Annotated in this window: 9 protein-coding genes; 4 read left to right on the top strand and 5 right to left on the bottom strand. The window is 64.9% G+C overall.

All coding sequences use genetic code 11. From position 1 onward, the window contains the following. Window positions 1-100: 100 nt before the first annotated feature. The 4 genes from AXW67_RS32190 to AXW67_RS32205 all read right to left on the bottom strand — a co-directional run bounded on the left by AXW67_RS32190 (window position 101) and on the right by AXW67_RS32205 (window position 4,335). Complete coding sequence (locus AXW67_RS32190) at window positions 101-1,306, bottom strand: ABC transporter substrate-binding protein (RefSeq protein WP_027551675.1); 1,206 nt, start codon at window positions 1,304-1,306, stop codon at window positions 101-103. A gap of 78 nt (window positions 1,307-1,384) precedes the next feature. After that, on the bottom strand, window positions 1,385-1,969 hold the full coding sequence (locus AXW67_RS32195) for an amino acid synthesis family protein (protein WP_063681160.1): 585 nt from the start codon (window positions 1,967-1,969) through the stop codon (window positions 1,385-1,387). Between the two features lie 3 nt (window positions 1,970-1,972). Further along, the gene (locus tag AXW67_RS32200; RefSeq protein WP_063681161.1) at window positions 1,973-2,881 is read right to left on the bottom strand and encodes a UPF0280 family protein; all 909 of its coding nucleotides are present in this window, start codon (window positions 2,879-2,881) and stop codon (window positions 1,973-1,975) included. After that, entirely contained in the window at window positions 2,878-4,335 is a 1,458-nt protein-coding gene (locus tag AXW67_RS32205; RefSeq protein ID WP_145928015.1) for a 6-hydroxynicotinate reductase, read from the bottom strand. Before AXW67_RS32205 ends, AXW67_RS32200 begins: the two co-directional genes overlap by 4 nt. A 255-nt stretch (window positions 4,336-4,590) precedes the next feature. Between AXW67_RS32205 and AXW67_RS32210 the strand changes: the two genes are divergently transcribed. Together AXW67_RS32210 and AXW67_RS32215 are read left to right on the top strand one after the other, a co-directional pair. Next, window positions 4,591-5,073 (top strand): (2Fe-2S)-binding protein, encoded by a 483-nt coding sequence (locus AXW67_RS32210; RefSeq protein WP_063681162.1) that lies wholly within the window; start codon window positions 4,591-4,593, stop codon window positions 5,071-5,073. Then, window positions 5,073-8,600 (top strand): molybdopterin cofactor-binding domain-containing protein, encoded by a 3,528-nt coding sequence (locus tag AXW67_RS32215; protein ID WP_063681163.1) that lies wholly within the window; start codon window positions 5,073-5,075, stop codon window positions 8,598-8,600. The genes AXW67_RS32210 and AXW67_RS32215 overlap by 1 nt, the downstream gene beginning before the upstream one ends. Window position 8,601: 1 nt before the next feature. Here the strand turns inward: AXW67_RS32215 and AXW67_RS32220 are convergent, their stop codons facing one another. Continuing rightward, the gene (locus tag AXW67_RS32220) at window positions 8,602-9,570 is read right to left on the bottom strand and encodes a catechol 2,3-dioxygenase (protein WP_063681171.1); all 969 of its coding nucleotides are present in this window, start codon (window positions 9,568-9,570) and stop codon (window positions 8,602-8,604) included. 418 nt (window positions 9,571-9,988) lie between these two features. Between AXW67_RS32220 and AXW67_RS32225 the strand changes: the two genes are divergently transcribed. Beyond that, a complete protein-coding gene (locus tag AXW67_RS32225; protein ID WP_161491313.1) occupies window positions 9,989-11,728 on the top strand; it encodes an ATP-binding protein in 1,740 nt (579 codons plus the stop codon). Between the two features lie 106 nt (window positions 11,729-11,834). After that, on the top strand, window positions 11,835-13,202 hold the full coding sequence (locus AXW67_RS32230) for an IS30 family transposase (protein ID WP_201723621.1): 1,368 nt from the start codon (window positions 11,835-11,837) through the stop codon (window positions 13,200-13,202). Window positions 13,203-13,210: the final 8 nt, after the last annotated feature.

Raw genomic sequence — 13,210 nt, forward strand, 5'->3', positions numbered from 1 at the left:
GCACCGAAGGTGGTGGGTTACGCCTTCCGCCTTCGCTTGTGGAAGCTACGGCGAATGCAATCGGCTAACCCGCCCTACGGCAGCGGCGAGCGCGGCAGAATCAATCCTTCGGCCGCAGCTTCTCGACTTCGGCGTCGCTCGGCAGATAGTCCGAGCCCTTCTTGTAGGACGAGTCCACCATGATGCCCTTGCCGTCCTTGACCGAGGTCTTGCCGACATAGGCACCAAGGGTCGACTGGTGGTCGATCTTGCGGAAGGTGATCTCGCCGAAGGGCGAGCCGACCGACAGGCCTTCTGCTGCCGTGATCAGCTTCTCCGGATCGGTCGAGCCCGCCTTGGCAAGGATAGCCGCCGCCGACTTCATGGTCTGGTAGCCGACGATCGAGCCGAGCCGCGGATAGTCGTTGTACTTGGCCTGGTAGGCCTTCAGGAACGCATCATGCTCCGGTGTCTTGATCGAGTACCAGGGATAGCCGGTGACGATCCAACCCTCCGGCGTCTCGTCCTTGAGCGGATCGAGATATTCGGGCTCGCCTGTCAGGAAGGAGACGACCTCGCGGCCCTTGAACAGGCCACGCGTGTTGCCTTCACGCACGAGCTTCACGAGATCGGCGCCGAAGGTGACGTTGAGGATTGCTTCCGGATTGGCTTGCGCCACCGCCTGCACCACCGGGCCCGCGTCGATCTTGCCCTGCGGCGGCCACTGCTCGTCGACCCACTGGATGTCGGGACGCTTCTCCGACATCAGCTTCTTGAACACCGCAACCGCCGACTGGCCGTATTCATAGTTCGGCGCGATCGTCGCCCAGCGCTTGGCCGGCAGTTTGCTGGCTGCTTCCACCAGCATCGCCGCCTGCATGTAGTTGGAGGGGCGCAGGCGGAAGGTGTACTTGTTGCCCTTCGACCAGGTGACGGCGTCCGTCAGCGGCTCGGCCGCGAGGAAGAACACCTTCTTCTGATTGGCGAAGTCGCTGACCGCAAGGCCGATGTTGGACAGGAACGTGCCGGTGAGCATTGCAACGCCCTCGCTCGAGACGAGTTCGTTGGCCGCGGTCTGCGCGTCCGCCGGCTTGCCGCCGTCGTCCTTGGAGATGACGACGAGCTTCTTGCCGTTGATGCCGCCGCCCGCGTTGATCTCTTCCACCGCGAGCTGCCAGCCCTTGCGGTAGGGTTCGGTGAAGGCCGGCAGCAGCGAATAGCTGTTGATCTCGCCGATCTTGATCTCGGCCTGCGCCATCGCCGAGCTGGCCATGCCACTTGCCAGCAGCCCGAACGCCGCGCCAACAAAGAAATTCTTAGCTCGCATCCCAACCTCCACTGTTAAACTCTATTTATTGAGCATGACCCGATCGAAAAACCGGCTCCCACTCTCTCGGATCACGCTCTAACGCAGGCCGTCTTCGCCCTTGATCTCCGCAACCGTCAGCCCGCCGACGCGAGGCAGCGGACGGCCGCTGTCGGTGACGGCCACTGCGACCATGATCTCGTTGGCCCGCGGCGCGTCGTTGATCTGCACTTCCATCCCATCGAAATGGCTGCGTACGAAGGCCGCATCCTTGTGGCCGAGGGGAATGTCGAGCGTCGTGCCCGGACCGCTGCGCTTCTTCGAGGACGGAATCAGAGCAGCGCCCTTGCTCAGCACTTTCCGCACTGGAGCGCCCATCTTCGGGTGAAGGATTGCGGCTGCGTGTTCCAGCTCGCCGTTCTCGCCGACGGCGGCCGCCTTGCCATAGCTCTGCGCCTTGGAACCATCGATGCCGAGCGCCGCGACCGCGCGCTTGGACAGGAGGTCGCCGAGTTCCTCGCCGATCGCGATCAGCGGCGAGAGATCCTCGACATATTTTCCGGCGAATGGATTTTCGATCACGGCAATCGCCGCGGCGCGGCGGGTCGGCGGCGACACCTGCCGGCCCATCTCCATCTGGGTCTCTTCGACCACGGTGACGATCTTGCGGATGATCGCGCTCATGTTTCACGTCCCTGTTGAGGCATGGACCGCGTTCTCCAGCACCAGCGGGCGCGATCGTTGCTGTTCTACATCCCTGGTTCCGATGACAAGCATATCACCACAAAGCCGCAGCACAGCCCCCTCGATCAATCCGCGATCGAACAATTGCCGTGCACATTCCGCGCCAGATTCGAGCGCCGTCGCAATCTCGGCCTGCGACAATCGACCGACATCGCGGGTGACGAGGCGTGCGCCGAGATCGCTGTCTGGCTGAAGCTCATTGGCGGGTTGCCGGGTGATGGCGGGATGACCCGGCAAATCCACCGCATTGGCGATGACAGTCGCGGCCGCATCGGCCTTCGACGCCGTGGCAGCCAGCACCGTCACGGCATCGGCGACGCCAAGCGAAAAGCTGCGGCCATGGCGACCGCTGGTCGCGATCCCTCGCGCGGGATCGTCCGCATCAATCGTCATCGTCCGCATCGCGCCATCGCCGTCGGGCCGGTCCATCAGGCCGATCGAAAAATGCTCTCCCTCGCCCAGATGCAACGCGATATCGCCGCCGTTATTGACGTAGGCACGATCGAGCGACGCAGCGCTCAGCATCGCGCCCAGGATTTCTTCCGCTACGCTGCCTGCGACCGCAGCCATCGGCGTGATGAAGCAATCGGCCGCATGGGGCGCGACGGCGGCATGCATGCGACGTGCGACGACGCCTTTCAGCGAGGTTCGCGCCGGATCGGCCGCCATGCGCAATTCCGTCAGTTCGGCGCAGAGCTCGTCGAGCAGGCCAGTGAACCGCCGCGCCGCCGCTTCATAGGCCGCGCGCACCGCACTCGCCCCTCCCCTCGCCTCCACGATCAGATCAATCGGTCCATCCTGCAAATGCAGCCGCCGGCCATCAGACAGCAATGCAATTTGCGGGAGCCTCATGCGCGCCTTCCCGGGATGGGATTCTGCCACGGCAATTGGCGGACATCGTCACCATTCTGCACCTCGGACAGCGGCTTCACGTAATCCATGTGTCCGCCGAGCGCAGCATAGTCAGATAGTCTCATGGTGAACTCGATCGGCGCGACCAGCGCCGGCGTCGGCACGTAGCCGAACGCGCCGGCGGGCATCTGGGTCACATCGACCATGTAGGTGATGCCGCCGCCCGGCCAGACATAGACCGGCGCACCGCCGCTGGTGACGCGCGTCAGCGCGTCCTTCACCGAGCGCGTCAGCCGCACCGGATTATCGGTCACGCCCGCACGCAGCGAGCCGCCGGCACCGGCCATGAACAGCACCGTGCACAGCGCCGGCTCGCAATTTTCCTGGATGCGCTCGACCGAAAACTTCAGATCGGCCGGCATTTCCGTTTCGACCGGCTTCAAGGTCTCGTCGAGCACATAATAAGATGAGTGCTCGCCCGTCGTGGAGACCATCAGCATGCTCAGACCGGGCTTGGCTTCCTTCGCATCGAAGGCACCAAGAATCGCCAAGGGATCGGAGATGTTGGTGCCGCCCCAGCCCGTGCCGGGATCGGCGACCTGGAAATACCGGCCGGGCGTCGAGCGGCGACCTTTCATCTTGATGCCGGTATCGGCGATGTCGAGCAGCTTGCCGGCCTGGTGCTCGCTCAGCACGCCGGTGATGTGATCGTCGACGACCACGACTTCATCGACCTTGCCGTGCCACTGCTTTGCGAACATGCCGATCGTCGCCGAGCCGCAGCCGACGCGCATCCGTTCTTCCCTGACGCCGTTGACGATCGGCGGCTGGCCGGCCTGCACCACCACGCTCGCGCCGCCGTCGATGGTAAGTTCGACCGCCTTGCAATTGGCGAGGTCCATCAGCGTGTCGCAGGTGACGCGGCCCTCTTTCTTGGAGCCGCCGGTCAGATGATGCACACCGCCGAGCGAAAGCATCTGTGAGCCGTATTCGCTGGTGGTGACATGACCGACCGCTTCGCCCTGCGCGCGGACGGTCGCAGTCTCGGGCCCGAGATAGCGATCGGTGTCGATCTTCACCTTGATGCCGCAGTAGGAGAAGATGCCCTCGGTGACCACGGTCACCATGTCGACGCCGTCGACCTCGGCGGAGACGATGAACGGCGCCGGCTTGTAGTCGGGATACGTGGTGCCGGCGCCGATCGCAGTCACGAAGGTCGAGGGCTCGTGGACGATCTTGCCGTCCCAATCTTCCGTGCGGCTGAACGGCACCAGCTTGCCGCCCTGCGAGACCGTGCGTTCGAGGATGATGTGCGGATCGACGCGGACCAGCTTGCCGTCCTGATTGGCATAGCGGTCGCAGGCTCCCGCCGCGCCCGGCTTGATGTAGCACATCACCGGACAGGCATCGCAGCGGATCTTGTCGGAGACGGCGCTCGTCGTTTCAGTCACCATGTCAAAGCCAGCGGATCACGACGGGTTATCATTCGTATACGAACGATGTTGCGCGCGCCTTCGAGAGCTGTCAAGCGGCGGGGTGAGCGAAAAGGCGACGCTGCCGAATAAAAGCTCATTTGCCTCCTGCCCCTGTCCACAAAGCGGGCAGTCACGCTGCACTGCGGCATGCGCCGCTTGCACGTTTGTGTACAAACGGTATCGTCGCGACGTAGAATTTTTGCCGTCGCGTGGTCGCAAGGCTTGGGAACGAGGATGACGCAGACACCGATCCGCCTCACCGTCAACGGCAGGATCCACGACATCGCTGCGGCGCGAGAGACGCCGTTGCTCTACGTGCTGCGCAACGATCTCGCGCTCAACGGTCCGAAATATGGTTGCGGGCTCGGCGAATGCGGCACCTGTACTGTCCTGATCGACGGCAGCGCCGCGCGCTCCTGCGTCATCCCGATCAGCGGCTGTGTAGGGCGCGACATCGTGACGCTCGAAGGGCTCGGTACGCGCGATCGACCCGATCCCGTGCAGCAGGCCTTCATCGACGAGCAGGCGTCGCAGTGCGGCTATTGCCTCAACGGCATGATCATGACCACCAAGGCGCTGCTCGCGATCAATCCGCGGCCCACCGAGCAGGAAGCGCTGGCGGCGCTGCGCTACAATCTCTGCCGCTGCGGCACGCATGTCGAAATCCTGCGGGCGGTGATGCGCGCATCGGGCCAGCTCACTGAGGCCGCTGATTGATGGCCTCCCCTGTCTCGAACGGAGCTGAGCGACATTCCGGCTCGCTCATCGTCGTCCGCACGGTGGACGAGTGCACATCTGAGACCTTCGTCCGCATCACCGCGGACGGTTCGGTCTCGGCCTATAATGGTCATGTCGATCTCGGCACCGGCATCCGCACCGCACTCGGCCAGATCGTCGCCGAGGAGCTCGACGTGTCCTTTGCGCGCGTCGTCGTCGTGCTCGGCGATACCGCGGTGGTGCCGAACCAGGGCGCGACGATCGCGAGCGAAACCATCCAGATCACCGCGGTGCCTTTGCGCAAGGCCGCGGCACAGGCGCGGCATTTTCTGATTGCGCGTGCAGCCGAGCGGCTGGAGCTGCCGGCCGCCGAGCTGAGCGTCGAAGACGGCCTCGTGCGCGGGCACAACCGCAGCGTCAGCTATGGCGAGCTGATCGGCGGCGAGACGATCAGTCTCGAGCTCGCGGACGACGTAGACGTCAAACCGGTCGGCGACTATGCCATCGTCGGTCAATCCGTTCCCCGCGTCGATCTGCCGGCCAAGGCCACGGGCGAGCTGACCTTCGTGCACGACATCCGCGTGCCCGGCATGCTGCACGGGCGCGTGGTGCGTCCGCCCTATGCCGGCGTCGACGCCGGCCCGTTCGTCGGCACCAGCCTGATCGCGGTCGACGAATCCTCGGTCCGAGACATCCCCGGTCTCGTCGCCGTCGTGCATATTGGTGACTTCGTCGGCCTGGTCGCCGAGCGCGAGGAGAATGCGATTCGAGCTGCCGCGCAGCTCGAGGTGAGCTGGAAGCCGACGCCCACCCTGCCAGATCTCGCAGATGTCGAAACGGCGCTACGCGCCAATCCGTCGACGCCGCGCACGCTGATCGACAAGGGCGACGTCAACGCGGCGATTGCGGGCGCAGCGAAGCCGATCCAGCGCACTTATGTCTGGCCCTACCAGATGCATGCCTCGATCGGTCCGTCCTGCGCGGTCGCCGACTTCCAGCATGGCAATATCCGGGTCTGGTCGGGCACGCAAAATCCGCATCTGCTGCGCAGCGACCTCGCGCTGCTGATCGAGCGGCCCGAGAGCGAGATCGAGGTGATCCGGCTTGAAGCGGCCGGCTGCTACGGCCGCAACTGCGCCGACGATGTCACGGCGGACGCGCTGCTGCTGTCGCGCGCCGTCGGCCGGCCCGTGCGCGTGCAGCTCTCGCGCGAGCAGGAGCACGCCTGGGAACCCAAGGGCACCGCACAGCTCATCGACGTCAATGGCGGGCTGAACGCCGATGGCGGCGTCGCCGGTTACGACCTCGCCACGCGCTATCCTTCGAATGCCGCGCCGACTTTGGCGCTGCTGCTCACGGGGCGGATCTCGCCCGAGCCGGCCGTGCTGCAAATGGGCGACCGCACCGCGATCCCGCCCTACGACTACGACCACATGCGCGTCGTCGCCCACGACATGCCGCCGATCGTGCGCGCCTCCTGGTTTCGCGGCGTCTCGGCGCTGCCGAACACCTTTGCGCATGAATCCTATATCGACGAGCTCGCGACCGAGGCCGGCGTCGACCCGATCGAATATCGCCTGCGCTATTTGAAGGACCAGCGCGCCGTCGATCTCGTCCATGCGGTCGCCGAGCGCGCCGGCTGGACGCCACGGCCGGTGCGGCAGGACAAGGATGGCGAGGTCGTGCACGGGCGCGGCTTTGCCTACGCACTCTATGTCCACAGCAAGTTTCCCGGCTATGGCGCGGCGTGGTCCGCCTGGATCGCCGACGTCGCGGTGAACAAGACCACCGGCGATGTCAGCGTCACCCGCGTGGTCGCCGGCCAGGACTCCGGATTGATGATCAATCCGGACGGCGTGCGCCACCAGATCCAGGGCAACGTCATCCAGTCCACCAGCCGCGCGCTGATGGAAGAGGTCTCGTTCGAGCGCGGCGCGGTGGCGGCGCGCGAATGGGGCGCCTATCCGATCATCCCCTTTCCCGACGTGCCGAAGATCGACGTCTTGATGCTGCCGCGGCCGGACCAGCCGCCGCTCGGCGTCGGCGAGTCCGCGTCCGTGCCGAGCGCCGCGGCGATTGCGAATGCGATCTTCGATGCCACCGGCGTGCGCTTTCGCGAGCCGCCGTTCACGCCGGAGCGCATCCTGAGGGGATTGCACGGCGATGCGGCGGCCGCGCCGCAAGCCTTGGCGGCCCCTGCTGCCGCGCCTCCATCGCGCATCTGGCAAAATCCGTTCGCCAAGCGCTCAGGCATCTTCGCAACGATTGCGGCAGTCTGCACCGCTGCGATCGGCATCGGCGCGGCTCTGCTGCCCGGGCGCGCGATCGGGCCGATCGCCCGGCCCGATGCCTCGGTCTATTCGGCGGCAACGATCGCCCGCGGCCAGCAGCTGGCGGCGCTCGGCAATTGCGCGGAGTGCCACACCACGATCGGCGGTGTGCTGAATGCCGGCGGCCGCGCGCTGGAAACGCCGTTCGGCACGATCTACAGCACCAACATCACGCCCGATGTCGAGACCGGCATCGGCGCCTGGTCCTATCCCGCCTTCGAGCGCGCGATGCGCGACGGGCTTCATCGCGACGGGCGCCAGCTCTACCCCGCCTTCCCCTACACGCACTTTTCGAAGACGAGCGACGCCGACCTTCAGGCGCTCTATGCGTACCTGATGGCGCAGCCCGCGGTCCGCGCGACGCAGCCTGCGAACACGCTCGCCTTCCCGTTCAACCTCCGGGCGCTGCTGGCGGGATGGAACGCACTGTTCCATCAGACGCGCGAGTTCAAGCCCGATCCGGCAAAATCCGAGCTGTGGAATCGCGGCGCCTATCTCGTCGAAGGCCTCGGCCATTGCAGCGCCTGCCATTCGCCGCGCAATGCCCTCGGCGCCGAGCAGCGCGAGGCCTATCTCGCCGGCGGCTTTGCCGAGGGTTGGGAAGCGCCGTCGCTGACATCGCTCTCGCATGCCCCGATCCCGTGGAGCAAAGCCGAGCTCTACACTTATTTGCGCACCGGCCAGTCGCGCTATCACGGCGTGGCCGCCGGCCCGATGGCGCCGATCGTGAGGGATCTTGCCGCCCTGCCCGACCAGGACATCCGGGCGATGGCCGTCTATCTCGACTCGTTCAACGACACCCCAACCAATGGTCAGACGCCGGATGCGCTCGCCGCCAAGCTCGAGAGCGCGACACAGGTCACCGTCGCCGCGTCCACCGGCGCGCGGCTTTATCAGGGCGCCTGCGCCGTCTGCCACGAGGTCGGCGGCCTGCCGCTGTTCGGCAGCCGGCCCTCGCTCGCGCTCAACAGCAATCTGCACAGCACGACATCGGACAATCTCGTGCAGGTCATCCTGCACGGCATCGCCGAGCCCGCATCAGGCGATCTCGGCTACATGCCCGCCTTCAAGAACAGCATGAGCGACGCGCAGGTCGAGGAACTCGTCACATTTCTGCGCCAGCAGTTCGCGCCGGACAAGCCGGCGTGGACCGGCGTGAAGGAGACGATCGCGCGCGTGCGATCGTCCATCCACTGAACTAAGCGTGCTTCTTGACCTCCACCGGCGGCGTGCCGTGGGTATGGAAGGACTCGATCGTCTTCAGGCCCCACGCCTGGCCCTTCTTGCGCTCCTCCTCCGTCCACACGATCGGCTTCCAGTCGGGCGCGAGGATCAGGCGCGCGCCCGCATTGGCGACTTCGACGCGATTGCCGCCGGGCTCATAGACATAGAGGAAGAAGGTCTGCTGGATCGCGTGCTTGTGCGGGCCGGTCTCGATGTAGATGCCGTTGTCGAGGAAGATGTCCGCGGCGCGCAATATCTCCTCGCGGCTGTCGAGCGCGTAGGTGACGTGGTGGAAGCGGCCGGGCACGCCGGAATGGTCGAGTGAATAGGCGAAATCGTAGCTCTTGTTCGACATCGTCAGCCACATCGCAGCCTCGCGCCCGTCATTGAGCACGATCTGCTCGGTGAGCCGGCAGCCGAGATAGTTCTCGAAGAACTCGCGGTTCGCCTTGATGTCGACGGCGAGGCAGTTGAGATGATCGAGACGGCGGACGTTGACGCCGCGCGCCGGAAAACGCTGTGCCTGGTTCTTCAGCGCCGGCTTGAGTTCGGGCGGAGCCTGGTACCATTCGGTCTCGTAGTAGAGCTCGACGATGTGGCCGTCGGGATCGCGGCAGCGGAACGTCGGCCCCTGCCCCATGTCGCCGTCGATCCAGCCGATGTCGAAACCTGAACCCTTGAGCGCAGCAACGCGGCGCTCGAGCGCCTGCTGGCTGCGCGCGCGCAGCGCCATGTGGCCCATGCCCGACGTCTTCGACGCCGTGAGCTTCAGCGAATAGCGCTCATAATCGTCCCAGCCGCGCAGGTAGACCGACTCGCCTTGTCGTCCGCTGACCGTCATGCCCATGACGTCGACGAAGAACTTCAGGCTCTCGTCGGGCTTGGGCGTCAAGAGTTCCATGTGACCGAGATGAGCGAGATCGAAAATCGGTTCGGGCTGCATGGTTTCCTCCAAGGCAAGACGTGCAATCCGCTTGATCGGATCGCGCAATCGGGCGCAGCGGCAAAGCGCGAGGCAGCCCTGAGGGCCGCCGGCTCATTTGTACTAATGTACAAATGATTAGGTCCCGTCAACAAATAGAACGCCCCCAGGGAACCGGCCGGGGTAGCCGGCTTTGTTCCGTTGGGCCACGGGCCGAGTGCCCGGATGGTAAAATCTTCCTTAATCGCCGTCGGGTCGCCCCAGCCTGGAAATGCAGCATTTTCCCGCTGATTCCGCGCACAAATCTGCATTGGGAACAAACGTCTCGGCCGAATTGTCGTGGATTTAACGAAGCGCCCGCGCCTGCCGTTTAACCGTTTGTCCAGTGACGGCCCGCATAGTCGGGAGAAATCCCTCGTGCTTGCCAGGTTCATCTATCGTGACATCCTTTGGACGCGTGATTTCGGTTCGCGGATCGCTCGCCCGGGTCGGGCTGTTGGCGGAAAGCCGGCTGCCGATCTCGGAGGTTCGGGCGACCGTCGGCCGTTTCGTCAGCATCCGCTGCGCCAGCTCGGTCATCGTCGCCATGATCACCGAGGTCTCCTGCGAAAATCTGTCGAGCACCGACAATTATATCGCGATCGCCTCGGTCGACCTCCTCGGCGAAATCCTCAACGCCAACGACAAGGCGAAATTCCAGCGCGGCGTCACCAACTATCCGACCATCGGCGATGCCGTCGACCTGATCACCAGCCAGGAGCTGCGCACGATCTACGCGCCGACCGGCTCGGACCAGATCAATGTCGGCTTCCTGCAGCAGGACCGCTCCGTCGTCGCCTATGTCGACGTCGAGGAGATGCTGTCCAAGCACTTCGCGGTGCTGGGATCGACCGGCGTCGGCAAATCGACCGGCGTGTCGCTCCTGCTCAACGAGATCCTGAAGTCCCGCCCGAACCTGCGCATCTTCCTGCTCGACGTGCACAACGAATATGGCCGCTGCTTCGGCGACCGCGCGCTGGTGCTCAACCCGCGAAACCTGAAGCTGCCGTTCTGGCTGTTCAACTTCGAGGAAATCGTCGACGTGCTGTTTGCGGGCCGCCCCGGCGTGCCCGAGGAGCTCGACATCCTCGCCGAGGTCATTCCGATCGCCAAGGGCGTCTACACCCAGTACCAGAACGCCGACCGCATCGGGTTGAAGCGCATCGATCCCAAGCAGGTCGGCTACACCGTTGATACGCCGGTGCCCTACCGCCTGGTTGACCTGATCTCGCTGATCGACGAGCGCATGGGCAAGCTCGAGAACCGCTCCTCGCGCATCGTCTATCACAAGCTGATCTCGCGCATCGAGGCGGTGCGCAACGACCCCCGCTACGCCTTCATGTTCGACAACGCCAATGTCGGCGGCGACACCATGGCCGAGGTGATCAGCCATCTGTTCCGCCTGCCCGCCAACGGCAAGCCGATGACGGTGATGCAGCTCGCCGGCTTCCCGGCGGAAGTCATCGATTCCGTCGTCTCGGTTCTCTGCCGCATGGCCTTCGACTTCGGCCTGTGGAGCGACGGCGTCTCGCCGCTGCTGTTCGTCTGCGAGGAAGCGCACCGCTACGCGTCCGCCGATCGCAATGTCGGCTTCGGGCCGACGCGCAAGGCGGTGTCGCGCATCGCCAAGGAAGGCCGCAAATACGGCGTCTATCTCGGCCTCATCACCCAGCGTCCCGCCGAGCTCGACGCCACCATCATCTCCCAGTGCAACACGCTGTTCACGATGCGTCTTGCCAACGACCGCGACCAGGCGCTGCTGCGCGCCGCGGTCTCCGATGCGGCCGCCAACCTGCTCTCCTTCGTGCCCTCGCTCGGCACCCGCGAGGTGCTGGCGTTCGGCGAAGGCGTCGCGCTGCCGACGCGGCTGCGCTTCAAGGAGGTGCCGCCGCACCAATTGCCGCGCGGCGAAGCCACCATCAGCAGCGTGCCTTCGGTCACCTCCGGGCACGACATGCATTTCGTCGGCGCCGTGCTCGAACGCTGGCGCGGCGCCACCTCGCAGCGCGACGTGCCGAACGACCCGGTGTTCGCGGCGCCGCCCGCGAAATCCTTCTCCAGCCTCGAAGCCCCGATGCTGCAACCCTCGATGGGGCTCGATCCGGACCGCTTCTCGCTGCTGAAGAAGCCGCTGCGGTAGGGACGCGGCGCGATCTCCATACTCTCCGCTGTCATGCCCCGGCTTGACCGGGGCATCCAGGGCGGATTCAACCGCTCGTCGCAACACTCGAGCAAAAGAGGTTGCGATGGAGAAGCGTGTGCGGACAGATCGTCCCCGAGAGGTCCTACGAGAAGATTATAGACCGTTCTGGACTGCGATTGCCTTGGGGCGATCGAGCGGGGATGCTGCGGTTGAGGCCGGGGTGTCGCCGTCGGTCGGAGTACGCTGGTTCCGGAGGGCGGGCGGTATGCCGCCAACACATTTGTCGCGATCGTCCAAACCTCGGTCGGAGCGCTACCTGTCGTTCGCCGAACGTGAGGAGATTGCCATCTTGCGCGCGCAGGGGCATGGGGTGCGAGCCATCGCTCGTCAGCTCGGCCGGCCTCCATGCACGATCTCCCGTGAGCTCCGTCGCAATGTGGCGCGCCGCCATGGCGCTCCAGAGTACCGGGCGACCACGGCACAATGGCATGCTGATCAGTCCGCCCGACGGCCCAAGTTTGCGAAGTTGGCAATCAACCCGACCCTGCGGGATTATGTGCAGGACAGGCTTGCCGGTATGATCGCTAAGCCAGACGGGGCGCTCCTCGTTGGCCCGAAGGTCGTGTGGAAGGGCCGCCGGGCGGTGCATCGGCAAAACCGACGCTGGGCGACGGCATGGAGCCCGGAACAGATTTCTCGGCGACTTCGGCTCGACTTTCCCGAGGATGAGACGATGCGCATCAGTCACGAGGCAATTTATCAGGCCCTTTATGTGCAGGGTCGAGGAGCTTTGCGCCGTGAACTGACGGCCTGCTTGCGCACTGGGCGGGCCTTGCGGATGCCGAGGGCGCGCGCCCGCAAAGGCAGAAGCTTCATTCCTTCCGAGATCATGATCAGTCAACGTCCGGCGGAAGCTGCCGATCGAGCTGTGCCGGGTCACTGGGAAGGTGACCTCATCATGGGCCTCGGTAGTTCCGCGATCGGCACTTTGGTGGAGCGCACGAGCCGTTTTACCATTCTGCTGCATTTGCCGCGCATGACCGGTCAGGAACAGGATGCTCGCGTGAAGAATGGACCTGCACTCGCCGGACATGGCGCTGAGGCGGTGCGAGACGCCATCACCCGCGCAATCTTCACCATGCCCGAGCGACTGCGGCGGTCTCTAACCTGGGATCAAGGAGCTGAGCTGGCTCAGCACGCGCGTCTGAAGATCGATGCAGGCGTGCAGGTCTACTTTTGCGACCCTCACAGCCCGTGGCAGCGCGGCACCAACGAGAACACGAATGGGTTGCTGCGCCAGTACTTTCCAAAGGGGACGGATCTCAGCATGCACGATGCCGATGATCTGGAGGCCGTGGCTCTTGCACTCAACACAAGGCCCCGCAAAACCCTCGGCTGGAAAACACCGGCAGAAACCCTCGACGAATTGCTCCGAGTGAGCGATACACGGAGTGTTGCGACGAGCGGTTGAATCCGCCC

The organism is Bradyrhizobium neotropicale, from assembly GCF_001641695.1.
GTDB classification, from domain to species: domain Bacteria; phylum Pseudomonadota; class Alphaproteobacteria; order Rhizobiales; family Xanthobacteraceae; genus Bradyrhizobium; species Bradyrhizobium neotropicale.

Excerpts from the sequence above, each read along its gene's own strand:
- AXW67_RS32190 (WP_027551675.1), bottom strand. The coding sequence starts at position 1,306 with ATGCGAGCTAAGAATTTCTTTGTTGGCGCGGCGTTCGGGCTGCTGGCA.
- AXW67_RS32195 (WP_063681160.1), bottom strand. The coding sequence starts at position 1,969 with ATGAGCGCGATCATCCGCAAGATCGTCACCGTGGTCGAAGAGACCCAG.
- AXW67_RS32200 (WP_063681161.1), bottom strand. The coding sequence starts at position 2,881 with ATGAGGCTCCCGCAAATTGCATTGCTGTCTGATGGCCGGCGGCTGCAT.
- AXW67_RS32205 (WP_145928015.1), bottom strand. The coding sequence starts at position 4,335 with ATGGTGACTGAAACGACGAGCGCCGTCTCCGACAAGATCCGCTGCGAT.
- AXW67_RS32210 (WP_063681162.1), top strand. The coding sequence starts at position 4,591 with ATGACGCAGACACCGATCCGCCTCACCGTCAACGGCAGGATCCACGAC.
- AXW67_RS32215 (WP_063681163.1), top strand. The coding sequence starts at position 5,073 with ATGGCCTCCCCTGTCTCGAACGGAGCTGAGCGACATTCCGGCTCGCTC.
- AXW67_RS32220 (WP_063681171.1), bottom strand. The coding sequence starts at position 9,570 with ATGCAGCCCGAACCGATTTTCGATCTCGCTCATCTCGGTCACATGGAA.
- AXW67_RS32230 (WP_201723621.1), top strand. The coding sequence starts at position 11,835 with ATGGAGAAGCGTGTGCGGACAGATCGTCCCCGAGAGGTCCTACGAGAA.